Origin of the sequence: Pseudomonas sp. MF4836 (genome assembly GCF_002018875.1) — a bacterium.
In the GTDB taxonomy this organism is placed as follows: domain Bacteria; phylum Pseudomonadota; class Gammaproteobacteria; order Pseudomonadales; family Pseudomonadaceae; genus Aquipseudomonas.
In genome coordinates this window covers 25,268-47,967 of record NZ_MVOL01000011.1, presented here as the reverse complement: position 1 = coordinate 47,967, position 22,700 = coordinate 25,268, and the positions used below count along the sequence as shown (strand labels likewise).

Below are 22,700 nucleotides of genomic sequence, written 5' to 3'. Positions count from 1 at the left end.
GAATAGCGCTTTTCTCTTCATCTGAATACTGAGATTCATTTTTTGATAATTTGATTGACATTATAGTGTTAGGTTGTTTTCCTAATTATAGCATCTGCACAATCTCAAATTGGCCATAAGGCCAATTTATATATTGTTTTTTCCGAATTTGCTTGAAGAGAATTCTATTCCTTGGGCGTGTTCAGGAAGATTACTTTCCGTTGAATATAGAATCACTCCTATGAATTCTTTGATTTTGGTTGATCTTCGAATTATATGAATGCATAACATTAAGACAATACAAAGGTAGATGCTGATTCCCATCAGGGTTGAATAAATGTCGCCAATTCCGGTGATTCTGTATCCGATATTTAAACTGCCGGTTATCTTTTCTATGTCGATAACTTTATAGATAAATAACGCTTTTATGTACCATAAAGAGTGGTAAAGCATCACGGCATAGCAGGTTATTGAGAGAAAAAGTAAAAACAATTCTTGGATGAATTTGAATATATCCGTATGCTTGTCAACTGTAGTTCCATTGATATTTTGAAGAATTGTAGTCGGGGCCGTGACAGAAAAACCTATCGTGGATTTTATAGATGTATATATTACACTCAAACCACTCAGTACAATTGCAAGAGGAATTGCCCAAATCAAAGCGTTTCCACCCAAAATCAGGGAGTTTGCAAAAGTGTCCAGGAAGGCAGCCATTTGCGGAACCTTGACAATTATAGCTAGCGCTATGAGAGCTTCAGGGCCAACGCTTAATCCTACGGGGTTGTAGATCTCATTGAAGCCTGTTGTGGCTGTTATACCTGTTGCAAGGATTGCAATCTTACCTGTGAATGATCCAAAGAAGCTTGATGCAAGCTCTATTACATTCTTGCTAGCGTTTAATCCTGCTGCCTCTTTGGTTCTGCTAAACGTGTTCTTTCTGATCGCATCATTTACTCTGAGTTCTGCTTTTATAATCATACCTACTGCTAGAAGGTTTTGCCCAAAGCCTTCAATTTCTAAAAACACAGAACCACATTCTCTGCCGCTAGGGGACGTTGAGCTAGAGTACTGCAAGCAGTCAACCACTCTATCTATACTTAAAGGACCGTCATTTCCGATTGTAATGGATTTCAAAAATGCTGTGTCCCAGTCCTTTGCAACTGGTGTTAACTGACTTGCATCAAGACTATTGTTTATGAAGTACTGTAAATTAATATTCGACTGAATCCTTTCGTATTCAACAGTAAAGGCTTCTTTATCCTTAATTTCAGACGTGAGTATGCTTGATGATTGATACATGTCTAATTTTAGCGTTGATGCTAACTGCTCACCTGGGCCAGAGAATAGGGTGTTTTTGAAATCGGTATTCAATATTTTCGCAAAGAAAGTCACCATGTTGGGATTGGTCATGTATCTGTTTTTGAAATATAGGTTGTAAAAATTCAGTGAGTCAGCACAGTTCTTAGGGCTTGAGTCATTTGCACAAGCCCTTTCGGCACACGCTCTCAACGTAGATTCAAGAGTCGCATTGCTGGTAAAGGTTGTTGAGTTGGCATCACGATCTAAACTGGTTTCTAACCCGGCGCTGTGGTCAACAGTTGAGCAAACTCTTACCATTCGGTCTTTGGGCATCAACGCTTCTGTGTATCCTGGAACCTTATTAAGGTCGTCAATCACGCGCCCGTGCATGCATTTTGCGGCGTCGTAGGCGTAGTCTTTGATGCTATTGGGGCTCATACCGCTGAGATTGAAATTCTCTTCGTCACTGCAAACGAGCTGACCTTGTGTGTATGTGTCAGGTACTCCCAATCTAGGTTTACCTGCCTTGATTACGTTCTCAGCGATTCCTTGTGCCTTCTGAATATATTCTTCCTCAATGATTCGTTTCATTGTCTCAATCGATTTATCCACATAGCTGGATAAGCCATAACGTTTTGCAATGCTTTCGGTATTCATGTCGATTGTGAAGCTGAGATCAAGTATGCAGCTCCCCACTTGGTGAAAGGCTGAGAATTCACCTGTAGACTCGTTAAAGTTGAAGATGATTTTTTGTTTTTTTGAGGCTTCTTGCTCTGACATACTCGACGTACACAATTGAAAGCTAATCGCGTTGTACTCGTTAGCTGGTCCACCTGAATTCACAGCGGGGATAAAGCGCTTTGGGTATTCAATTTTGGTTTGTTGAGCATCTTTGAATAAATAATATTCCGCTATGGAGTGAGCTTTGTAAAACGTCCCTATCGCTAGCTTTGTAAATAAATTGTATCTAATATCCTGTTCATTCACGAAAACGGGAAAAGCAAAAGCATAAAATAGTAAGGTGATTAATGTGGCCGTTAATGCAGAGTTTTTCTCGTTCATTTTTTGAGAAGCTGCGGCAAATACTTTAATATAAAACCACCTGCTAATAATTAAAAACGCAAGAGTGGTAATCACTGTGAGCATTTTCCAGATAGACGGATTTACTATCTTGGATACGCCGCTATTAAACTTGTTGTTCTTTCCAATGCAGTTATATTTGCCAGTTTCTGTTCCTTCAGCAATGCTCTGTGTCATTTCACAGCCATACAATGAGTCTAATACTGGCTCTGTGAATCCAGACCTTCTTTCTTCATCTGTTTGAGATTGGATGTATGCCGTTGCTTTAGAGCCAATAGACTCTGCATTAGCAAATTGTGGGAATAGGGTTAGTAGAAGCAGAAATGCATAAGTTGAGAATTTCATTAAAGGTGGGCTTGTTTTAAAGTATTATACCATTTCAACCCATTCTTAATGACTCATAATCACCTTCGTTTGTAAGATGTTATAGAAGAAATAAATCCCGTGCTTAACTTACTAATCATACCTATTGAGCCCATCGATAAAACGTTTACGATAGTCATCATCCAACCTATAACCTTGATTCCCGCTTCTGCAAACATCATGTGTCCTCTGAGTAATTTAAGGGTGTTTTGCATAAAGTGCAGGCAAATGCTTGTCGAAACCAATGTCACGATGAATGGTCTTATACACTCAATAAAGAATCCAACAATGTTGTCAAAGATACCGCCTCTTTCGTAATAGAATGATGCATCTGTGAATACTAAAACGACCCTGATGACCTCCCAATTTATTGTATATGCAATAATAGGCAGTATAGGGAAAACTGCAATGCCCACTGCAAACGCAAAAATATTCCTGCGCATTGCTGCGAAATTGTCAGCGTCATTCAGCCTCACGAAAGCGAAAAGGAAGAATGGTGAGAATTTGATGAGCGCGATAACAAAGTATTTTTGTGTGACCGACATTGTGTAGAACGGCAATATAGTTACTGAGATAAGAAAAAATCTGTAACCATTACTAATCATGTCAAGTGTCAGGCTCAAAGACACAATGCTTGAACCAATACCTGCTGCTATGAAAGTTACTGTCTGTGCTAATGAGCTTCCAGCTTGGATTTTATTTGGCTTTCCAATGTTAGCTGCGCTATCGGTTTTAGGCATTTCAATCTTTGACTTGGCATAATCGTTAGCGATTTGTCCTGTAATAGCTAGAGTCAATCCGAAGGCTCTCAAATCACTAGCCGTATTGCTTAAGCTGGTTGCGTACAATTGATAACATTTGATTGGGTGGGTAACTGATAGCTTGCAGCGTTTTAACGCAGTAGAAGGCAATTCAAAGCCTATTCCCGCGCCCTGTTCGAAGTCATTGTGCATTCCAGCAGACGTACCATTATCGAAGATCAGCTTCTGAGTAATAGCTTCTGCATCAGTGATAGTTGGCAATGTTGCACGGTCAGTCTTTAAGAAATAATTTCTGACGTATTGGCTGATGTTGACCCGGTTATTATAGTCAGCTTCATATCCGTGCGCTCGTGCCCATTCGTCATCTATGAAGAAATCCACTGCCTTCCTTTCTGAAATTTGCAAGACTTTGGTGTTGAATAGGTTTTGATTGATGCTCGTGAAAGTAGTCTCTTCAACAAGATTCTGGTAATTGAAATAGAAATTTAGCTCCCCCTCTTTAATCATTTTTTTCAACTGGTCCAGGATCGAAGGACTTTCTAAAGCCGTGCTGAACGCATCGTTGAAGGCTAAAATTCTGTCACGATAAGTGTCTTCTAGTTTCTTTCTTGTTTCGTAGAGCTTTGTTTTGTAAGTCGCTATTGGGTCTTCGCCCATCACTTGCCAGTCGTTTCCCACGCATTCAATTGAGCCCGTGCCTCTTGCCCCAATGCCTTTATGTGCATCTATGTAGATTTTTGCGGAAAGGCGCAGTTGTTTATTTTCTGCACATACCAGATTCAAGACTGTCACAGCAACATCGTCTGCTAGCTTAAAATCGTTTGGTAATTCTTTGAGATAGGTGTTTGCTCTAGTGTCTTTATAGAACATCACCATTACGTTGTTTTTGATGTCTTCGTATTCAGCCTTCTTGTTTTCAAATGGACCGTTACGCAGTTCATTTCTCAACTGGTTTGCAGTAGCTTCTACTGTGCCAATGTCAGCTTCGTCCCTGAACCTTTCGTTGTATCTGACTTCCTTTAGATAAGGTGTTGCTGCACCTGCATCAAGCTCTGATTTGAATACGGTCACTGGATCAAGCTTGAACAATAGCTCTCCGTTATCGCTAAACTTCTTAAATGTGAAGGTATTGTTTTCCTGTTTAGAGATGTCAGATAGCGAATTCGATACAACCCAATTCGAAGAATAATTCTTATTGAAAATGTCGTTGTAGAGTTGACTTGAAAGCCTCGCGACAATGGCTTTTGAAATTAATTGGTTTGACAATGCCGAAGCCGTAAAAGCGGCTTGTCCCTTTGTCACATCATCTACAACGCCTGTTTCAGAGTCTTTAACCGTTGTTTCCAAATATCCTTTCTGTCTAACCCAACTTACCATTTGTATGAATTTCTGCTTTGCGATCTCAGATGTTACGTCAAGCCTTATAATTACTGCGTCTGCTATGGATAAAGAGTTTTTCTGTCCGACCATCCCTAGCCCAAATATCCCTACCGCCGCTATTGCTATGAATAGGTTATTCAAGAAGCTATATCTGGCTTTTACCTGTTCTCCATGATCATTTTTTGAGTCATGAAATTCACCCGTTTTCCAAGCTTTGAGCGCCATGATTAACCATATTATAATAAATATGGCAATTATTAGGTAGGAAGCTAAATCCCTTGTGTATTGCTTGTCTCTTATAAAATGATCTTGATTCGCTTCATCAAAACGTAACTGTGAATCTGTTTTTGTTTCCTGGATCTTTGCGTATTGTGTATCTTGATCATTGCTTAGAAGAAGAACCCCTTCGCCAACGGAACTGCTCATTAGTTTAATGGCGATGTTTTCAGGGCAAAGAGTTGATGAATTAGGATCTACTGTTTTGTTATCTGATTTGAATCCACATTCTGCTGCAGATGCTTGTGACATATACAGAAATGGCAATAGAAGAATGGCGAGAGCTAATTGACGCATTAGTAATAGGTTTGGTTTTCTAAATTATACCATTTGGCTTCGTGATTTCGGCTGATAAGCCGATTGCCTTTTTTACCCATTTGCCATTCTCCTGGTGGATCTTCCACCCTCCTTGGATAGGCAGTGTGTAGCTCTCGCTCTGCTTCCTACCCCATCACATTGGATAGCTTGTGGCCTACTGTGCCGGGGAGACAAGCAAGCTCCTGGTGAGCTGTGAGAAAGATCAGACGTTGTTAGGTTGCCTTTTTCACTGTTCCCAAGCTGTGATTTGCATATTTTTTTAAAATCGTTTTAATCGACTTCCTTGCACCTGATCGAGTTTGACTATCAGAAACGGTAGGGGAGAACAGCGTTTCCCTAAAAATCCGATTTTTATTTTTTTCCAAAAAGGTCATTTCCTTTTCTTAAATGACTTCTAGCCCCGAGAAACTAAGAGCTGCAGCGATGTGTGAGCCTCAATCTGTTATTTATCAAAATCATCATTTTGGATTTAAGATTTTTTGGCTAAATAAAAATCTGTTTTTTCTAGATTCTGGCTGTTTGACAATGTTTTTAAAATCATTAAAGTTCGCTTCATCGAATCAACGGGATTCGAAAAACAAGTGGTTATGGAAATGCCTTGGCGTGAAAGCACTATGCGAAGCTTCAACGGTATTACCAGTAAGTAATTGTACCAATCGCACTATCTGAAATAGCCCATTTCTAAACGCTGATTGATTTCAGCAGTGCGAACCAGAAAAGTTAAAGTCTTTTCCGCTATCTCATTCTGAGAGGCGTACCCGGTATTTCCAAATGGCTAATATTTTTAGAAATGAGATTGCGATTCACTGCAGCAAGGGCGATTTAAATGAAATAATTGATTTTTGTTTTAGCGAAGATGGAGGTAGGTATTATTTTGATTTTGAAAAGATTGCATCACTAGGTGGTAACTCCGAACGTGAAGTTTGGGGTTGCGATTCTGAGGCGTTTAATTTTGAAATAACGAATAAAACTGACATGGTTTTGGTTTTTAGATTTGATACGTTGAATGGTGTACCTCATCGTATTGTTCCAATTCTATTGGATAGATTTAAAAGTTGTTTAATTTCGCATTTGTTGTGCTGTGAAATGCTTTCGTGTGCAGTAATTCTCACGCGTATTTCGAATCGAGTAAAACCATTGGTTGTGAGCGCTTACAAAGGTGAGTGTAGCCTCAATGAAGAACGATGGATTAACGATATAGGTCTTATGCTTTGGGGGTATTCAGAACGCCCTAGCTTGGCAGAGCAGGGATTTATAGATGTCGGTGGGGGTCATTTTGTTAAAGCCTACACACCTGATGAGTATGAAAGTCTATATCAGCGATTTAAACCCGCATAACAATTGATACTTGCTTACATCTTATGCATTAACTGAAGCGCTTTCACGTTTCTAAAAGCAGTTTTGAACAATACTGCAATGCATACCAGAAAAGTTAAAGTCTTTTCCACACGTTACTTCTGACGATGTGCGCCGCTCTGTGCGCTTGTGAAATACCTTGGGTCTAAAACGAAGCTATTGGGCTTTATTGATTCTGTTGTTAATGAATGCGTTTCTACAATCTCAAAGCCATCAAATGAGATTGTTCTGTGTGACCTATTCAGCGGGTCAGGACGGGTAGCGAATCACTTCAAAAATCGTTTCAAGGTCGTAGCTAATGATCTGGAGTACTACTCATATGCGACCTTGGAAAACCTGCTGAACAATGATCCTTCGACCGTCTACGAATGTCAGCCGATTATCGACTACATGAACCACGCCATGGATGATGTTGAAGGCTTCATTTTTCAGAATTACAGCGAAGCTGGTGGCCGTACCTTCTTCACCAATGCCAACGCTATGAGGATCGACGCTGGGGTGTCTCTGGTGTACGAGCTATATGGAAATGGAGAGCTGACTGATGGGCAGTTCTACTACTGCCTCTGCTCTGTCCTAGAGGCTGCTGACAGGGTGAGCAACACCACTGGGCTGTACTCATCGTTCCTCAAGAAATTCACTGCTGCTTCGCTTAAACCCATTGAGTTCAGAGGGTTCGACCTGAAAGAGCCAGTGGCAAGCAATGAGGTGTACCTGGCAGACGCTAACGAGCTGTTGCAGCGCGTTAGTGGTGACGTTCTGTACCTCGATCCTCCGTACACGTCCATGCAGTACAGCAATGCTTACCACGTCCTCAACACCATTGCGCAGAACGAGCATCCTACGATCCATGGGATCAGCGGTCGGCCTGAAGGCCGGAACGTTTCAGCATGGGCTAGTAGGCCGAAGGTCGAGGGTGAGTTTAGGCGGCTTGTTGAGACAGCCAATTTTGAATACCTGGTCATGAGCTATTCAAACGAAAGCATCATGCCTGTTGAGCTGATTGCCGATGTGATGAGTTGCTTTGGAACATACGAAAGAAAAGAAATGCAGTACAAGAAATTCAAATCACGTAAAGAAGCTGCCAATGAAATTTACGTGACTGAATACCTTCACGTCTTGCATAAGAATTGATGAGGAACGCCCATCAGTAATTCGGCTGGTGGTAATTAGGTATTCACTATGAGTGTTAAAACTGCTGAAGATAAGTTTCAAGAATTTTGCCTGTTTGTCGAAAAGAACAAATTTCGATTGATAGTTGATAATGGAAGATTTGAGAAAAAGGTTACGCGGGTTGATGTGATAGATAGTGAATGTGTACAAATCTATTTAACAGATGAAACCTGTGTCTTCATTTATGTAGATACTATTGAATATGTTTATGTTGATTGGGTTTTTGGGCAGGTTTCTAATTTAAGATCGGATGGTATAAGGCAGTGGAATGTGGCTATTAAAAGATATGAGCTGGAGTATGAGGATGAATTCAAGACTTTATCTTTTTTCATAGAGTAAGGCGTGATTCTGCTCTTTCGGTTTTTTACTGAACTCCCAAGATTCGCTACGCTCACACGTACATACGCTATTCGTTGGAGTAAGCCATGTGTGGTCGATTCGTGATGTTCAGAAGTCTTGATGAGTATGTGCATGAGCTGGACCCTCAATGCGACCTCTTCTCAAGCGCTGACACCACGCCTGTTGAGCGATACAACATCGCCCCTTCTACTGATTTGCCAATTATCCATGCCGAGCCTAACGGTCCGCAGATCTCGCCAGTGCATTGGGGTTGGAAGAGGGAGATGTCTTGGCCGAAGCCCAAGGTCGTGCAGCCTATCAACGCACGCATAGAGACCATTGCGAAGGGTAGGTTCTACAAGGACCTGTTCCCTGACCACCGGGCCTTGGTAATGGCTGACGGCTGGTACGAATGGGTCAAAGAACCGGGTGATGAGAAGAAGCAACCCTTCTTCATCAGGTTGAAGAGCCACAAGTCTATGTTCTTCGCTGGACTTGCCCAGGTAGAGTCAGGTACGTCACCTGATGAGCCACCGGGCTTTTTGATCATCACTGCTGATGCTGCTGGGGGCATGGTTGACGTGCATGACCGTAGGCCCGTGGTTCTCTCTCCCGATCTTGCGCGGGAATGGCTTTCTCCTGATCTGACGAAGGATAGAGCAAAGGAAATTGCCCGCGATCTTGGGCAACCTGCAGAAGATTTTGAGTGGTATCCGGTCAGCAAGGACGTGGGAAACGTGAAGAACAAAGGGGCTTATCTCATAAAATCGATAACCTAAATGCTAGAATCAGCACATAACAAATAAAAATATGTATGCAAAACCTAAAATCAGAATACCGCGCACAGGTTCAAAGCTTCATCAAAGCTTTGGATTACGCCAACAACGTCAGTCCTGACGTTGATTACAAAATGTCGAAAATCAAAGAAGAAGCGTTTCTACCGCGCTGGTTAACAGCTTTGGTTGCAGAAGAGGTTCGTGCGCAAGGCGTGAAAGCCCCGAACGTACTTAATTTTGGTAGCCCTGTTTTCACCAACACGGTGATTCAGAAGGATGGAGAAGACTACTATGGCTTTGACATGTGCAATGTCTATACACAGAAAGACCATGCTCCAATGACCATCAATGCCTTAACCAAGACTGTCGATAACTACGTCACCTTGAGGAATCACAGTGTCAGCCAAGGTGAGCCTATGCTTGATCTCGATAACACCTTCAAGCAGTGGTACGAGAAGGTGAAGGGTATGACGTTGAAAGACCCTGAAGCGCAGTTGGTGAGGAACATCACTGAGAAGGGCATTGCTATCAAGAAGCTTGATGACCTCCAAAAGCTTTCTGGCGACGATTTCACTAAATGGCGTGAACTAGACATGCCCAATACCTGGATAGCCCTCAATCCATACGTCAAAGGCTTTAAAAACGAATTCATTATTCCCAACAGATTTGCTGATTTTGAAAACTCTTTTGCTAAACGAGTGATGGGCGTTTTTTCTGAGCCTGCCCCTGTTGAGCAAAATAAGCCCGATAGGCCAAGATTTAAATTATAAAATTAATTCGCCTTATGGGCGAATTTTGCTTAATTGGTTTGGTATAATTTTACTCATAAACAAACCTATATTTACTATGGCTAAAATTAAATTCAAATCTGATGAAGAATATCTTACGCATTTTGAAGGGTTGATTGATTCTTTAAGGCATATAGCCCGTGATTACGGTTATTGTGCATATGGCTTATCTTACAAAGACTATTCAGGGAAAACTGTAATTTCTTTGGACTACTATGATGTAAAACTAGATTCGATGGTGAGCTGGGATCTGGTCAAAGAAGTAGGGGTTGCTGTTCGAAGATTCAAGAACAAAGAGGTATTGCTTTTCCGTGGCGAGACAGTAATAACTCATAAACAGATAAAATATTTAAAAGAAATTGAATTACAAGCCTCCTAGATGGAGGTTTTGTATTTACTCTTGCTCCCGGTCAGTCCGGGAGGGATCGGGCCTAAACGTGCTGGGCTGTCAGCTTCACACCTAGCGCATTCACAAGCTTCAACACTGTGTCATAACGGGGCTTTGCACCCGGTGCCAATGCTTTGTACAGGCTCTCACGATTGATACCAGCATCCTTGGCAAGCTGGCTCATGCCACGAGCCTTGGCGACTTCCTGCAGAGCGCGAAGGAACACGTCAGGGTTTGGGTCTTCCAAAGAAATGGTTAGGAATTGAGCAATCTCGTCCTCGTTGGTGAGGTACTGGGATGCATCAAATGCTTTGAGTTCTCTCATTTTACGTCTCCTTGCTCGATCTCATTGAGGATGGATTTGGCAAGCTTGATGTCTCGTTTCTGTGATGACTTATTGCCGCCACACAGTAGCAGGTAAACGACCTCGCCACGGCGCGTGTAGTACACACGGTATCCCGGCCCGACGAAGATCCTCATTTCGCTGATGCCTTCGCCCACCGGCTCACAGTCACCAAAATTACCCGCCTCTGCACTCAAGATCCGAGAAACGATCCGTAGACGTGCCTGTACGTCTTTAAGACCTTTCAGCCAGTTATCAAATTCATGGGTAGTGATGATTGTGTTCATGAAGCAAGTGTAGCCGAACGGCGACACTCCAGCAACGAAAGAATGATCACTTTTTGATCAGTTCTGGTGGTGCTTCTCCCTGATCATATCTTCCAGCTCGTTCTTCCTGGCAGACGAAAAAAAGCCCCGACAGGCCGGGGCTTTATGGCAGCTTGGAACCATCAAGCGATGGTGTACCCATCGAAAGCGGTTTTCTCAGTGATAGCTTTAGCGATGTTTGGTCGATTAGCTGGAATCTCTGAGCCGTCTGTAAGTTTGATGGTTGCCGGATCGAGTATTTCCTTGCCGGCTTCATTCTTGACGATCTTAAAGCCCAACAAGGTGAATACTTTTTCGTCTTGTTTCAGATTCACAGCAGCACGGCCATGGCGAGAGAACAGCTTTTCAGACTTACCATTGTGCGTCACTGTGTGGAATGTTGGCTCGCCTGTCGGGTCTTTCTCGCTAGTTTTGCGAGCGCCTTTAGTTTTGCCACCGGCATTTTTCAACGCTACGTGTGTGCCTTTGATGACCTCGAGGGAAATCTCATAGGCCAAGGCTTTGAATTCGTCTTGAAACGCCAACAGAACGCGTTCAAAAGAAGTGCTTTTCTTCAAGTCTGCCAGAGACTTGAGGTTGGCTTTTTCTGCATCTTTTAGATTTTTCAATTCTTCAAAAAGCTTAACCAGCTTTTCGTCATCGCCCGATGATGCTGCTGTGGCAATTTGAGCGTGGATGTCAGTCAAGGCTGATGAAGTCGTGACAGACAGCATGTGCTTCAAAACCTTTGCGCCCAGCTCTTTCGCAGGAGCTGCGTGGAGATCAGCAGTAATTGCGGTTTCGTATTCAGTTTGAGAGGCTTTGTCAGTCATTCACTCGTTCCTTGCGTGCGTTGGTAGTTTTGTAAAGAATTGGCTGAAGATAATTGATGGAAAACCTATTGTCAATTTCTTTGGCGTGGTTTTCAAAAAGAAAATGATATAATTGTTCATATAACTAACAAGTCTAATATGAAGTATACAAAAGAAGAAGAAAAGCAAGCGCTGGCAAAAAGAAATCAAGCATCCGAAATAGATGAGGAACAGCAAGTCAAAGATATTGATGCAATGCTTGCCAAGAAAGGTTTCGCTAAGAAACTACCTGAACCAGATCCAGCGCCTAACATTGAACAACAAGGAATTATCAGCGGGGGGGTGAATGTTAAACGCGCCTTACCTTTGACGAAGCTTTCAAATGAAGAGGAAGAAGAGCAGCTTCCAGTGGATGAGTTTATTTCAGCTTTGCTGAAAATAGGTAAAAAATACGACAGAAAAGTAATGCAGAAGAAAGACGACATCCATGACGCCGTAGACCTTTTCTTCATCAAAGTTGGGCAAGAACGCGCTATTGATGTGAGTGTTAAGCATAGTGGGGATATACGTTTCAATGAGGGCGATTTGAATTGCCAAATGAACCAAGACATAGTGAGAGCAGTAGCCCCATTTAAGTTTCATCAGCCTGACACCGTGCTTGAGGTGTGGGTAGATGATTCTAAAAAGACTCCACAAGCAATTGCTGCGCAAGAGGAATTCATTAAGAACACTATTGGCACATTGATAGAGTCTGGCGTTAGCCTCGACCGTATTATTTTAAAAAACGAGCAATTCAACTCTATTCTTGAGAAGTACAAAACAGACGCACAAGCAGCTAATCCAGAAGAGCCCGCTGTAGCTGGTGTTAATGTCGTGAGTCAAAACAAGCCTGTTGAAAAGCCAGTTGAACCTGCTGCACCAGTGGCTGAATCCTCTCAAAAGGTCGCTCAACCAAAAGAAGAAGTTCCTGCGAAGCAGAGCGCCGATGTAGTGAAAGATAGAATTGAAGAGATCTTTTTGGGCGAAGGGTTATTTAGGAGGGGAGATTCTATATTGGATATGATAAATAGAGGGGTAGAATTAGATAAAACAGAAGGGCTAAAGATTAAAATATCACAAGATGGCAGTACCTTTAATGTCACAAAAATTGGGGGTGATGCGAGCATTCCAGATCGAAATTTTCAATTTGATACTTCAAAGATGCCTGATGCTGAAGAATACAGAAGGGTCTTCAATTCGCTTGAAGGTCAAGGTCAGTTGGCAATCATAAGATCAGGTATGAACCTCGAAAATTTTGTTAAGCAAAAAACGAATTTAATGAAAAATGGGATTGATTTGTCATTTTCAGATGATTACCAAGACGTGGTTGTTTCGAAAGTAAATGGTAATACAAAAGAGAGGGAAACATTTCCTCTAAGTAGCATCGTGGTTGGGACTTCAAAATTAGGGGCGGGGTTGTTCAACGCACTGAATAATATTTCGAGCGCAGATAATCAGTTTAAAGAAATAAAGCCAAGCAATGCAGCCAAAGCAGCAAATGCGGATGCTTTGTTTGAGCCAAAACCTGTGGATGTGGAAGAGAGGCAAACAAGTCGAAGAAACAAACCTTCGATGTAAAAAGAATAAGAGAACCTGCGGGTTCTTTTTTTTTGCGCATAATTTGATGACTGCGAAATGGTATAATTAAAGCAATAACAAACAAATCTAAAATGAAGTTTATAGACAAAATTAAAGATAACCTCAAAGAGGTTTTTGGCGGAAAAAAAGACACGGGATTCTCAGAAAATACAGTAGATGTGATTCAGTCTTTTCAAGATGCAGATTCTACACCTAGTGTCATCAATGATTTGCCTGAAAATCAAGAACAATATAGCGATGATATATTAAAGGCTTTCGCAGAAGAATCTAAGACGTTTGGTATGGGAAGCAATAGTCAAACTAAATATGATTATTTGACTGATACTGACGGGGCATTCCGTGACAAAGTTATTGCTAGTATAAATGTAAAGCGCGTACCAGAGTCTGAGCTGGCTAAAAGCCCTGAAAACTCAATGGTTGAGGCAAAAGATTATCTAGCTGAGTTGAAGGTAATTCTAGAAAAATACAATATGTCTATAATGGAGTTTTCTAACTCAAAAATTAAGATAGCGGATGAAAGAAACAGGACGCAATTCGATCTCAATAGAACAGGGGGGGTTAGATTTTATGTAAATATCAATGGTCCGTGGGTTCAAGAGGTTGTTGACTTTGAAGCAAGACATAATTATACGGGAAATAAAAAAAGCATTGAGCTTTCAACAGATTCAGATTTAGTAAGCCATGAAGAACGTAAAAAATATTTCGTGTCATGTTATAAAACGCTTCATGCTGCAGGTATCGATCATAAGAGAATTGTCATTCTTGATAAAGATTTCAGATACCTTATGGATGAGTTAAAGCCTAAAATCGAGCCCGTCAAGGTTGGTGCGGAATCAACTAACAACGCAAAGCCAGTGAATTCGCAAGCCCCGCCCCTGACTGGTGGTGTTAAAACTATAACTGCACAAGAAGCATTAGAACAACGCACGTTAAGAATGCTGAAGGTTTTCGGTGGTGATTTGGATTTCTTGGATAGCAAAAGACCAGTCCTCGCAAGTGAACATAATTTAGAAATTACGTTCAGCGATGATGGTCAGCATGTCACAGGTTCGACTGTTGATAAAAAGTTTTCTGCAACCTTTCTTACAGCTACGGTAGAAAAAGGGGAGAGGTATATCGAAGAGCTGAAAATGACTGAAGAGCAAAGAATTGAAAAGGCTATTAGAAATGTAGTGTTAGCCAGCAATGGCAATCTCTCTACTTTTGAAGAGCAAGCAAAGAAAGCAAGTGTAGATATGTCGATTACAGATGATTCAAAGAATGTCGTTGGTAAAAAGGTAAAAGACGGAAATATGCACGAAGTTTCACTTGATTTGAGTAAAATCGTAGGAGGTAAAAACCTTTCTGAAATGCACAAGCTTGAAAAAAATGAGCAAGACGACAACACAGTGCGCGAGGCAGTTAAAAGAGGGTACAAGCCGTGATTTCTATGAAGGGGCTGTTCTCCTTTTTTGTACCTAATCCAGTGCAAAAGCCAAGAAGCAAGGAGGCTTCCAAAGCTGCTGATGAGCTGGTGGCGAAGCCTGAATTCCTCAACAGATGTCGAGAACGATTGATCAGCACCATGATTCGTGCGGCCCGGTCTTTGCCGCTTGTTGTTTCCCATGATGGTGAACAGTTGACAGCCACGGCCAACGGCTTGGCTTCTGTTCTCATGAAGGGCAAGGGATTCTGTGTCCTGGATGTGCGTACCCAGTCTGCAGAGCTTGTTCTTTCACTCATACGTGACACCCATCATGAATTCTCAGTGGGAGCCACGAACGAAGGTCAGATCATTCTCTCTTTGTTAGCTGATGAGTCTGTGACGCCTGAAGGGGGACTTGTACGGCTTATCACTGACGTAATCCACGCTGCGTGCATCGATCTGCCTAATGCAGTGATGGAAGCCGGACGTGACGCGGTAGAGGGCCAGGTTCATGCTGTGATTGCGCGTAAGCTTGCTTCAAACCTCGGGCAGTACTTCGCTGACAATCTGCGCATACCGCTTTCTGTCGCGCGCCATGAAGCCTTAAAAGCACCTCACCTGGTGGTGGGTGATGACGACTTGAAAAGCTTTTTGGATAAGAAACTACAGAAGAATGCAGATGTTCTATTCGATGAACTCTACATCTTTGATACGACAAGCACCTACATAAAAGGCGATTAAAGGTCGCCCTGCAAATCTGTGAATATCTCAGCTAGCACTGATTTGTTCGTTGGAAATTTGAGACAAATAGTAAGAATTTCCATGGGCTGTCTGTATTCCCATTTGGTTTTGGAATAACCCATCTTTAAAATAATCCTATCTAACTCGAATAGATTTTCTACAAAGTGAGTGTTGATCTTGTCGTTTTCGAAATGGGTGTACTTAAAAATACTATAGTAGTCGTCCATGTGTTTTACAAAAGCTCTGACCTCTTCATTGCACGTTTTCCATTCGGGTGAGCCGGGTTTGATTTTTGTGTAAGTTCTAATCATGCTCGTGACAAACATTAGAGATGCACATGTTTCGATTGGTTGTTTAAGAAAATTGCTTGTGATGATTTGGTCAAAAGCAGTGCAATATTTATCCAGCGGGGCGCCTAGTTTCTTCTTAATCCCGGCATACGATTTGTCTTCCGGTGGCGGGTCAGAGTTAAAAATTTGATCAAGGATGTCAGCATTGGGATTGGGTATATCTTTTTCATCATCCCCGTTTATCCCTGAATCAAGGTTTTGCATCATTTGATGTATTGCGTCTTCGTCATATTCGTCTGTCATAATATCCTCATTAGGTTGGTTGGTATTGAAAGTATTTTCATTAATCTTTGTTTATGTTTTGTAGCCATTAAAAAAGCTCTGTATGACTTGGCTTTTTTATTCAGATACGTTTCATTGTATTTGGCGAAAAGGTGCCCGTATTTTCTCAGAAATGGTTCATAAGTGATTAGCATGTCTTTATGAAGGGAGGGGTGTTCTGTCATATAGTCTGTTGGGTATCTAAGCCATTCCGGTTTATTCACGTAATGTGTAAAGTATCGTGCATAGTTTTTCTTTAGCAAAAAAGCGATGTATTCATTAATGCTGTTTGGTCTAGCGTTTTCAGCCCACTCATCGAATTGGCATAGTTGAAAAGCGTCAAATGCCAGCCAGTTTTCTTCATTCGTAGTGAAGTTGTTTAATGATTCTTCGTTTTGAATCTGTGCCCAGTCATGTCTGATTTTAAAACGGTGATCTGTACAACGGCTGTTAGCTCTATAGCCGCTGACATTGAGTGCGTCAGTAGGAAAAGCGTATAGAACCTTTAGGAAGCCTTTGAGGTCTTTTTCATAGAACCACTTCAACCGAAAAGGCAAAGGTTTGTTAGCCAAGCGCTGTGAGTAATCGTCAAAGATAAGCGCGTTGATTAAATCGTTGCGCGTTGGGCAATTCGAAAAGAAAAGTAGAAATTCTATTTCTTTGTTGTACTTGTAGAGGATAAAAGGATTACTAAGCTCTGTGTAATTTTTGGCACTATTAATTTCGTCAAGTGTATTGGGCTTTGGATCGAAGTCGAAAGTCTTGCTGTAAAGCAATTCGTTCAAATCATTGATCGGAATCTCTCGACCTTTAGTTAGGCTGGCTTTAAACATAGTGGCATTGTTTGTTTTTTCTTCTCTAATTATACCATTTGAAAGCGCCGAAATTTTACTTATAGGATAAAGATAATCAGGCATTAAGCCTGACGGTTTTTTCTTCTGTAAATGAATAGATAGGAGAGGGTGATTGGTAAGGCAATGTAAGCAATTGAGCCGCAGATGATTTGAGTTAAATTTGATTTTTGAGATGCTACCACCAGCCAGTCTATGAAACTGAAACTACCCATGGAATGGCTCATGAAAATTGAGCAAGCTATCAATATGGCAAACGCAAGTATTGCAAATTTGAAGAAGCGTTCAATTTTATAGTATTTAGCATAAGGTTGAGTTGTAGATGGTTTTGAGTTTTGCATGATTGTTAAGTTTGTTTTTATAAATTATACCATTTTGTCAGGAGGATTCTTTGAGAAAGACGTTACTAAAATATGCGAGGTCTTTTAGATTTGATTTTGGATAGTATGCAAAGACTTGGCAAGTGGTCGCATCCACCGCGACCATGCAATGTAATTCCCCCAATGGGTTTTCAATTGCAACGTAAAGCTTATGTGTTCGTGTTTCTATATCTTGGGTTAAATCTGCGAATGTTTCGGCTCCGCTTGGAATGTATTTGATGACCGGGGCTTCAAGGTCTTTTGTTATTGAGCGTAAACCTTGAAGAAGATCTGTTTGGCTAATCTTGATGGCCGTTTCTGAAGGGCTCCTGTACGGCATGAATTTCCTATACGCTTTACTGTAGTCTTCGTTAGTAAAAGAATCCCAAGTGTCGTAATTCACCACAACCTTGAAAAAGCGGCAAAGGTGTAGCTTCAAATAATCTTCATTAGCTGTTTCGGATATACCATTATGGCTAATGTCCAGTTCAAAGCAGCAGTGTTGTTCGTGTTCTATGCGAATAGCTTCAGGTGCTGTAATGCAGATGTGTCTTTCTAGTAATAAGTCTCTAGTGAAATGCACCTGTATCTTTGTACTGAATTTTTTTCTTTGTGACGTGTAAATCATCAGCTCACTAGTATTCGCTTTGTGCAGATCCGCCAGTGCCTGGATAAGATTCTGACTGATTAAAGGCTTTCCGTTTACTGTGAAGTCTTGAAATGTGAGTCTCGTGGCTGGCTTTAATACGTGAAGGTTTGAATTCGGCATGTGCAGGAATTTATTTATTTAATGTATTATACCATTTGAGCTAATCGCATTTGCTATAATAACAAAAACAACTGTGTAAAACATGAATGAATTAAACTTTAACGAACCGGCTGTGCAGATTGATTTACCAGATCTATTCGGTACAGAAAAATCAAAAGAGAACGTCGCGGAAAGAACTGACTCACTGATTCAAGCTTTAAGCTCAATAACAGAGAGTCGTGGCTTGAATGCATCACTCGCAGGGATCAAGCTCCCAGCACCAGCACCAGCACCAGCACCAGCACCAGCACCAGCACCAGCACCAGCACCAGCACCAGCACCAGCACCAGCACCAGCACCCATCGTAGCGCCTGCAGTAGCCTCTGTTGAGCCTTCGCAAGGCGTAGAGGATGATGAATGGCCTATCGGTGAGCCTGACGTGATTGTGCCCCTTGGTGTGAGCGAATCGTATGAGCCTCTAGGCATCGTCCAGGTTGAAGAGGATGTAAACTTGGACGTATGCATAGCAACGCCACAGGCTACGCCAGCGGCAGAGAAGGGCGGTTCCCTGGCTGATTACAAGAGGTGGGCTCTTGAATACAAGAAAGAAGAAGAAGCGCTTTTGCGTGATGCTTTTAAAACAGCGCGTATTTTAGTCAGTTACGATTTTGACCCAACTGCAACAGAATTCGACTATCTTGAGAATGTCCTGAAAATGGCTTTTATAAAGCGGGGAGTCTACAACGAATGTAGACTTGAAATTTCCAAGCGCCTATTTGATCAATTCATTAGCGAGTGACCAAGGAATAAAAAAAGCCCCATTTGGGGCTTTCTTTATACATTAAGTCCGAGCATTTTTGTTGTCGCTTGTACAACTGCGATTGTATGAATCAAATCTATGATTAATGCAGATGCACACAATTGACCTATCACACCCCTGTAGTCTCGCTGTCCTGAACCTGATGAGATTTTATGAAGGGCAAATAAAGCATTCACGAAAAACAGAAAGCCAACCATCTGAAGACCAGATATTATGTTTTTAAGGTTTCCTTCTAAACCACCAGCATTTTGCGAGTCAATCATTGATTTCACTTTGTCAAATGTAGGTCCAGATATTTGACTGCTTGCAACACTCCAACACATGTCTTTGTTTTTACCAATTTTCCAATCTTCAAGTGCATCTTCATTTGTTATATAGCAAGCTCCCTTGGATTCTGAATTGAAAGTCTTAACAACCGAATCTACTGTGGATGTAATGTTTAGCATTAGAACACCAATGATTAATCCGAATATCATTTTATTTTTTACGGCGTGTTTGCTCTCTGAGCCGACTTCTGTGTAAAGAACCATGTTTTTAAAGGCTATGACTATAAATAATAGACCCCCGAATACACTGATGGTCTTTGTTAGCCAGATTATTATCGAAATTAAATTTTGATATTCGTCCCCGTTGGGATTATCTACGTCTGCGTCATATGCATCGTCGTTGTCATCAACTCCGACGAATCCGCTTGAATGTTCTGATATTGATTCACCTGTTATTGGCTCTGCATAGCTAATGGGAATTGTCATAATTGAAATGGCGACGATTGCTAAAAGCATCATTATCCATCTTTTTGTTGTTTTCATTGGTTAGAAGGTTTGTTTCTCAAATTATACCATTTTGAAAATGCTATAATGGATACAAACAAACAAGCCAAAAATGAAAAAGGAAATGACTGTCGGAGATGTAAATGCGTTAAATGCTTTTAGTCTTGAGGTAGAAGGTGATCAGCTAAAAAGACTGTCGATCCTGGTAAAAGCCAGAATCAAAGGAGATAAGTTTTTACGCTTCACCAAGAAGATGCAGAAAATCACTAAAATCAAGGTCATGAATTTCAGATCGCCTATAGTCATTACGTTCAGCGAGTCAGCAGTTTCTGCGCTCCATGATTTAAGTCTCGAGCTTATCGGTAATGAGGCTGTTAAATGAAAATAGGAAAACAGAAGCCTTTTAACTATTACGATGATGATTTAGAGTCGATTAAACAAAAAAAATCAGATGATGAGATTGACGAATGTTTGAGTCTAGAGCTGAATATTCTGCTTGAGCGGAAAAAACATAAAGATCTTAGAGAGAATTGGAAGCCTATAAATACAGACCTTTGAGTCTGTTTTTATTTATTTTGATTTAACGGTAAATTTGGATAAGTCGAAATGCTATAATTCGCTTAACAACAAACTTTACTAAAAATGAATGCATATGAAACGATTGCGATTGAGCTAGAGGATAAGAAAGATAATGACTATGTGAGGGCGGTGAGGCTTCACAATCAAGAAGCAAAAAGAAGGCGATTAGCAGAGGAATTGGCTAGATATGATTTGGTTGTTGAAGCTGACAGATTAGCTAATCTATATTTCCATAATTTTGAAGATGAATTTGCTCAAAGCCTCCCATCTACCAAGGACGCTTACCTTTTCGCCGTGGGCAAACTGGCTACGATGAATTTAACCCCCGATGAAAAGAAAATCATCAGGTTGAAAATCATCGGTGGATAAAGCTTAATCTCGTTGCTTTTTAGAAGGCAGTAGCTTTGTTCTACTGCCTTTTTTGTTCTTAGAAAATCATGTCTTTGTTTTTTTCCGTCAATGGAATATCGCGTTTAATCTCATTGACCTGTTGGAGCGGTGTTGTGCTTCCGTTTTTGTTTATCAGGTACAGCTTGTTGTCGGAATCCATTCCTAGGTCAAATTCATAAGGTCTATCATCGTCACGATCCATTTTTACGATTTTGATAGCGTTATTGTATTTGCTTGGTGTGAATGTACTTACTTGAGTATGGCCCGGTGAACCGTCTACAAAAAATTGTACTTTTATAAACCGCACACCTTTCATGTCAGCAGGGTTGCCTGTGTACTGCACATCATTTGAGCCCATTCTTTCAATCGTATAGGCGTATTCAGTTTTTTGCTGGTCGAACTTTATGTATTTAGATTTTCCAACTTGGTCTAGAACTTGGTTCCCAAAACCCTGGATGTCGGCACTGACTTGTTGGTCGTTGTAGTTTTCGTTTTTAGAAAAGCTGGTGTCAGCCAGTACGACTGTGGCTGTTGAAAACAGCATAGCTGTAAATACGAGGCTGATTTGTTTGATCATGGTGAAATTCCATTTAGAAAGCGTAAGGGCTTTTTTTGTCTTTTCTTGAAACGTGCTTCTTAATTGTATCGACCTGTTCTAGGTGGGTCGTAGACGTAGGGCCGTCGATTAAGAACAACCGTTTGTCTTCATCCATTCCAAGGTCGAACTCGTAAGGGCGATCATCATTACGGTCCATTTTAACTATGCGGATCGCATTATTATATTTGCTAGGTGCAAAAGTACTGACCTGTTTGGGAAGCTCAAAACCGTCTTTGAAAGCTCTGACACGGATAAAAATCACACCTTCAATGTCTTTAGTGTTGCCCGTGTATTGCACATCGTTCGAACCCATGCGTTCAATGACGTAGGCATATTCTGTGCCCTGCAGATCAAATTTGAGATACTTCGATTTGCCTGCTTGATCTAAAATCTGATTCCCGAAACCTTGTATGTCTACGCTGACTTGATTGTCTTTGTAGCTTTCATTCTTCGAAAAGCTAGGGGCAGCATGAACAAGGGTCGCAGTGGAGAAAATCAAAGCCGAAAGCATTAGGTCAGCGATTTTCATTTCACGATTCCTTTTATCATCATCGTTATTGAAATCACTGCAATGGCAATTAGGGTCCACATAAAAATTCGATCACGTTGCTCTTGTGAGAATTTGTTGACGAACTTCGTCAGCGCGTACAAACCCCAGGCCATGGGTAAGAGAAGGACGTACCCCAAGCCACTTTCAAAGCCCTGCGCACCTGCAAACACAAAGACGCAGACGAAAAGGTAGATGACCTGGACAAGGTTGCCCTTGAGGCTCACTTCCTTCTGAAACGTCTCACGCATCTCCTTCCCGTGGGCTTTGTCACGCTCGTTGGCCTGAAAATGTGTTTCATGCTTCTGGCCGTCATACGACAGCCATTTATCGTTCTCGTCTCGATCTGCCATTCCCTGAATCCTCAACCATACCGAACGTAGCGCCCCTGACAGACGGCGTGGTGGCCGTCTGATACCTGAAGCTGATTCTACGCATACCATCGTATTCTTAGCAAAAAATCCGATGGCACAGAGCGTTTGTAGATAGGGATTTTTACTGTGAAGTGCTTGTTTGAAATACGAACAGGCAGAAAAAAACTGTGGTCCTTGCTAAAGCGATAAAGAAATTTCGGGTTGCGAAGGGAATCACACAAGCGGAGCTAGCAATTAGGTCGGGATTCGACCCCAAGACGATCAGTCGATTTGAAACGGGCGAGTACGTCCCAACCGTGGAGGCTGTGTACAAATTTGCTGAAATTCTAGGTGTGCCGGTCAAGGAGTTTTTTGCGGATTTGGATGGTGAGATTGAGCAGAGGGCGTTTCTCTTTGAAGTTATCCACAACGCTGATGCAGACGAGCTGAAAAGACTCGTTGAGCTGGTAGGGAAGGCTCGTAAGGTATCGAAATCCTAGCGGATGGGAGGACGTAGATCCTTCCATCCACCAAGCTGCGAGCTTAACCAGCGGCAA

General features: G+C 41.6%; 26 protein-coding genes. 14 read left to right on the top strand and 12 right to left on the bottom strand.

Features of this window, described 5'->3' with window-relative positions; genetic code table 11:
* Positions 1-126 precede the first annotated feature (126 nt).
* Complete coding sequence (locus MF4836_RS23665) at positions 127-2,703, bottom strand: hypothetical protein (protein WP_238596184.1); 2,577 nt, start codon at positions 2,701-2,703, stop codon at positions 127-129.
* 59 nt (positions 2,704-2,762) lie between these two features.
* Positions 2,763-5,435, bottom strand: coding sequence for a hypothetical protein (locus tag MF4836_RS23660; protein ID WP_238596183.1), 2,673 nt, complete (start codon positions 5,433-5,435; stop codon positions 2,763-2,765).
* A gap of 792 nt (positions 5,436-6,227) precedes the next feature.
* Here MF4836_RS23660 and MF4836_RS35150 point away from each other — a divergent pair.
* From MF4836_RS35150 to MF4836_RS35145, 6 genes are all read left to right on the top strand, one after another.
* On the top strand, positions 6,228-6,794 hold the full coding sequence (locus tag MF4836_RS35150; RefSeq protein WP_153050264.1) for a hypothetical protein: 567 nt from the start codon (positions 6,228-6,230) through the stop codon (positions 6,792-6,794).
* A gap of 147 nt (positions 6,795-6,941) precedes the next feature.
* Complete coding sequence (locus MF4836_RS23655; RefSeq protein WP_078472327.1) at positions 6,942-7,943, top strand: DNA adenine methylase; 1,002 nt, start codon at positions 6,942-6,944, stop codon at positions 7,941-7,943.
* Positions 7,944-7,991: 48 nt separating this feature from the next.
* Positions 7,992-8,321: a hypothetical protein gene (locus MF4836_RS23650; RefSeq protein WP_078472326.1), complete on the top strand. Its 330-nt coding sequence runs from the start codon at positions 7,992-7,994 to the stop codon at positions 8,319-8,321.
* A gap of 86 nt (positions 8,322-8,407) precedes the next feature.
* Positions 8,408-9,100, top strand: a complete 693-nt coding sequence (locus MF4836_RS23645; RefSeq protein WP_078472325.1) for an SOS response-associated peptidase — start codon at positions 8,408-8,410, stop codon at positions 9,098-9,100.
* 35 nt (positions 9,101-9,135) lie between these two features.
* The gene (locus tag MF4836_RS23640) at positions 9,136-9,867 is read left to right on the top strand and encodes a hypothetical protein (protein ID WP_078472324.1); all 732 of its coding nucleotides are present in this window, start codon (positions 9,136-9,138) and stop codon (positions 9,865-9,867) included.
* A complete protein-coding gene (locus tag MF4836_RS35145; RefSeq protein ID WP_153050263.1) occupies positions 9,827-10,264 on the top strand; it encodes a hypothetical protein in 438 nt (145 codons plus the stop codon). Before MF4836_RS23640 ends, MF4836_RS35145 begins: the two co-directional genes overlap by 41 nt.
* A 52-nt stretch (positions 10,265-10,316) precedes the next feature.
* Here MF4836_RS35145 and MF4836_RS23635 read toward each other — a convergent pair whose 3' ends face one another.
* From MF4836_RS23635 to MF4836_RS23625, 3 genes are all read right to left on the bottom strand, one after another.
* Entirely contained in the window at positions 10,317-10,598 is a 282-nt protein-coding gene (locus MF4836_RS23635; RefSeq protein WP_056788879.1) for an addiction module antidote protein, read from the bottom strand.
* Positions 10,595-10,903 (bottom strand): type II toxin-antitoxin system RelE/ParE family toxin, encoded by a 309-nt coding sequence (locus tag MF4836_RS23630; RefSeq protein WP_078472323.1) that lies wholly within the window; start codon positions 10,901-10,903, stop codon positions 10,595-10,597. Before MF4836_RS23630 ends, MF4836_RS23635 begins: the two co-directional genes overlap by 4 nt.
* Before the next feature lie 161 nt (positions 10,904-11,064).
* Complete coding sequence (locus MF4836_RS23625) at positions 11,065-11,754, bottom strand: hypothetical protein (protein ID WP_078472322.1); 690 nt, start codon at positions 11,752-11,754, stop codon at positions 11,065-11,067.
* Positions 11,755-11,892: 138 nt separating this feature from the next.
* Between MF4836_RS23625 and MF4836_RS23620 the strand changes: the two genes are divergently transcribed.
* The 3 genes from MF4836_RS23620 (at position 11,893) to MF4836_RS23610 (ending at position 15,517) form a co-directional block, all read left to right on the top strand.
* Complete coding sequence (locus MF4836_RS23620) at positions 11,893-13,350, top strand: hypothetical protein (protein ID WP_078472321.1); 1,458 nt, start codon at positions 11,893-11,895, stop codon at positions 13,348-13,350.
* A gap of 92 nt (positions 13,351-13,442) precedes the next feature.
* Positions 13,443-14,795 (top strand): hypothetical protein, encoded by a 1,353-nt coding sequence (locus tag MF4836_RS23615; protein WP_078472320.1) that lies wholly within the window; start codon positions 13,443-13,445, stop codon positions 14,793-14,795.
* A 5-nt stretch (positions 14,796-14,800) separates the two neighbouring features.
* Positions 14,801-15,517: a hypothetical protein gene (locus MF4836_RS23610; protein WP_238596193.1), complete on the top strand. Its 717-nt coding sequence runs from the start codon at positions 14,801-14,803 to the stop codon at positions 15,515-15,517.
* Here the strand turns inward: MF4836_RS23610 and MF4836_RS23605 are convergent.
* The 3 genes from MF4836_RS23605 to MF4836_RS35140 all read right to left on the bottom strand — a co-directional run bounded on the left by MF4836_RS23605 (position 15,514) and on the right by MF4836_RS35140 (position 18,107).
* The gene (locus MF4836_RS23605) at positions 15,514-16,110 is read right to left on the bottom strand and encodes a hypothetical protein (protein WP_078472318.1); all 597 of its coding nucleotides are present in this window, start codon (positions 16,108-16,110) and stop codon (positions 15,514-15,516) included. The genes MF4836_RS23610 and MF4836_RS23605 overlap by 4 nt on opposite strands.
* Positions 16,107-17,045: a hypothetical protein gene (locus MF4836_RS23600; RefSeq protein ID WP_153050262.1), complete on the bottom strand. Its 939-nt coding sequence runs from the start codon at positions 17,043-17,045 to the stop codon at positions 16,107-16,109. Before MF4836_RS23600 ends, MF4836_RS23605 begins: the two co-directional genes overlap by 4 nt.
* A gap of 312 nt (positions 17,046-17,357) precedes the next feature.
* Complete coding sequence (locus tag MF4836_RS35140) at positions 17,358-18,107, bottom strand: hypothetical protein (RefSeq protein ID WP_153050261.1); 750 nt, start codon at positions 18,105-18,107, stop codon at positions 17,358-17,360.
* A 418-nt stretch (positions 18,108-18,525) separates the two neighbouring features.
* On the opposite strand from MF4836_RS35140, the gene MF4836_RS35410 reads away from it, so the two are divergent.
* Positions 18,526-18,885 carry a hypothetical protein gene (locus tag MF4836_RS35410; RefSeq protein ID WP_161955764.1) on the top strand — a complete coding sequence of 120 codons (360 nt, stop codon included), beginning with the start codon at positions 18,526-18,528 and terminating at the stop codon, positions 18,883-18,885.
* Positions 18,886-18,920: 35 nt separating this feature from the next.
* Here the strand turns inward: MF4836_RS35410 and MF4836_RS23590 are convergent, their stop codons facing one another.
* The gene (locus MF4836_RS23590) at positions 18,921-19,691 is read right to left on the bottom strand and encodes a hypothetical protein (RefSeq protein ID WP_078472315.1); all 771 of its coding nucleotides are present in this window, start codon (positions 19,689-19,691) and stop codon (positions 18,921-18,923) included.
* Between the two features lie 97 nt (positions 19,692-19,788).
* Here MF4836_RS23590 and MF4836_RS23585 point away from each other — a divergent pair, with 97 nt between their 5' ends.
* From MF4836_RS23585 to MF4836_RS23575, 3 genes are all read left to right on the top strand, one after another.
* Positions 19,789-20,058, top strand: a complete 270-nt coding sequence (locus tag MF4836_RS23585; RefSeq protein ID WP_153050259.1) for a hypothetical protein — start codon at positions 19,789-19,791, stop codon at positions 20,056-20,058.
* The gene (locus MF4836_RS23580) at positions 20,055-20,234 is read left to right on the top strand and encodes a hypothetical protein (protein WP_078472313.1); all 180 of its coding nucleotides are present in this window, start codon (positions 20,055-20,057) and stop codon (positions 20,232-20,234) included. Before MF4836_RS23585 ends, MF4836_RS23580 begins: the two co-directional genes overlap by 4 nt.
* 84 nt (positions 20,235-20,318) lie before the next feature.
* Entirely contained in the window at positions 20,319-20,624 is a 306-nt protein-coding gene (locus MF4836_RS23575) for a hypothetical protein (RefSeq protein WP_078472312.1), read from the top strand.
* Between the two features lie 58 nt (positions 20,625-20,682).
* Here MF4836_RS23575 and MF4836_RS23570 read toward each other — a convergent pair whose 3' ends face one another.
* Genes MF4836_RS23570 through MF4836_RS23560 form a run of 3 tightly spaced genes read right to left on the bottom strand, consistent with a single transcriptional unit; the run spans position 20,683 to position 22,143 of the window.
* Positions 20,683-21,222, bottom strand: coding sequence for a hypothetical protein (locus tag MF4836_RS23570; protein WP_078472311.1), 540 nt, complete (start codon positions 21,220-21,222; stop codon positions 20,683-20,685).
* A gap of 13 nt (positions 21,223-21,235) precedes the next feature.
* Positions 21,236-21,772: a hypothetical protein gene (locus MF4836_RS23565; RefSeq protein ID WP_078472310.1), complete on the bottom strand. Its 537-nt coding sequence runs from the start codon at positions 21,770-21,772 to the stop codon at positions 21,236-21,238.
* On the bottom strand, positions 21,769-22,143 hold the full coding sequence (locus tag MF4836_RS23560; protein ID WP_078472309.1) for a hypothetical protein: 375 nt from the start codon (positions 22,141-22,143) through the stop codon (positions 21,769-21,771). Before MF4836_RS23560 ends, MF4836_RS23565 begins: the two co-directional genes overlap by 4 nt.
* A gap of 188 nt (positions 22,144-22,331) precedes the next feature.
* Here MF4836_RS23560 and MF4836_RS23555 point away from each other — a divergent pair, with 188 nt between their 5' ends.
* Positions 22,332-22,643, top strand: coding sequence for a helix-turn-helix domain-containing protein (locus tag MF4836_RS23555; RefSeq protein WP_078472308.1), 312 nt, complete (start codon positions 22,332-22,334; stop codon positions 22,641-22,643).
* The last annotated feature ends 57 nt before the right edge of the window (positions 22,644-22,700 follow it).

Coding starts and splice junctions, on each gene's coding strand:
- MF4836_RS23585 (WP_153050259.1), top strand. CDS start 19,789: ATGAAAAAGGAAATGACTGTCGGAGATGTAAATGCGTTAAATGCTTTT.
- MF4836_RS23650 (WP_078472326.1), top strand. CDS start 7,992: ATGAGTGTTAAAACTGCTGAAGATAAGTTTCAAGAATTTTGCCTGTTT.
- MF4836_RS23610 (WP_238596193.1), top strand. CDS start 14,801: ATGAAGGGGCTGTTCTCCTTTTTTGTACCTAATCCAGTGCAAAAGCCA.
- MF4836_RS23570 (WP_078472311.1), bottom strand. CDS start 21,222: ATGATCAAACAAATCAGCCTCGTATTTACAGCTATGCTGTTTTCAACA.
- MF4836_RS23620 (WP_078472321.1), top strand. CDS start 11,893: ATGAAGTATACAAAAGAAGAAGAAAAGCAAGCGCTGGCAAAAAGAAAT.
- MF4836_RS35140 (WP_153050261.1), bottom strand. CDS start 18,107: ATGCCGAATTCAAACCTTCACGTATTAAAGCCAGCCACGAGACTCACA.
- MF4836_RS23575 (WP_078472312.1), top strand. CDS start 20,319: ATGAATGCATATGAAACGATTGCGATTGAGCTAGAGGATAAGAAAGAT.
- MF4836_RS23640 (WP_078472324.1), top strand. CDS start 9,136: ATGCAAAACCTAAAATCAGAATACCGCGCACAGGTTCAAAGCTTCATC.
- MF4836_RS23590 (WP_078472315.1), bottom strand. CDS start 19,691: ATGATGCTTTTAGCAATCGTCGCCATTTCAATTATGACAATTCCCATT.
- MF4836_RS23635 (WP_056788879.1), bottom strand. CDS start 10,598: ATGAGAGAACTCAAAGCATTTGATGCATCCCAGTACCTCACCAACGAG.
- MF4836_RS35150 (WP_153050264.1), top strand. CDS start 6,228: ATGGCTAATATTTTTAGAAATGAGATTGCGATTCACTGCAGCAAGGGC.
- MF4836_RS23580 (WP_078472313.1), top strand. CDS start 20,055: ATGAAAATAGGAAAACAGAAGCCTTTTAACTATTACGATGATGATTTA.
- MF4836_RS23615 (WP_078472320.1), top strand. CDS start 13,443: ATGAAGTTTATAGACAAAATTAAAGATAACCTCAAAGAGGTTTTTGGC.
- MF4836_RS23665 (WP_238596184.1), bottom strand. CDS start 2,703: ATGAAATTCTCAACTTATGCATTTCTGCTTCTACTAACCCTATTCCCA.
- MF4836_RS23600 (WP_153050262.1), bottom strand. CDS start 17,045: ATGCCTGATTATCTTTATCCTATAAGTAAAATTTCGGCGCTTTCAAAT.
- MF4836_RS23605 (WP_078472318.1), bottom strand. CDS start 16,110: ATGACAGACGAATATGACGAAGACGCAATACATCAAATGATGCAAAAC.
- MF4836_RS23645 (WP_078472325.1), top strand. CDS start 8,408: ATGTGTGGTCGATTCGTGATGTTCAGAAGTCTTGATGAGTATGTGCAT.
- MF4836_RS23660 (WP_238596183.1), bottom strand. CDS start 5,435: ATGCGTCAATTAGCTCTCGCCATTCTTCTATTGCCATTTCTGTATATG.
- MF4836_RS23565 (WP_078472310.1), bottom strand. CDS start 21,772: ATGAAAATCGCTGACCTAATGCTTTCGGCTTTGATTTTCTCCACTGCG.
- MF4836_RS23625 (WP_078472322.1), bottom strand. CDS start 11,754: ATGACTGACAAAGCCTCTCAAACTGAATACGAAACCGCAATTACTGCT.
- MF4836_RS23630 (WP_078472323.1), bottom strand. CDS start 10,903: ATGAACACAATCATCACTACCCATGAATTTGATAACTGGCTGAAAGGT.
- MF4836_RS23560 (WP_078472309.1), bottom strand. CDS start 22,143: ATGGCAGATCGAGACGAGAACGATAAATGGCTGTCGTATGACGGCCAG.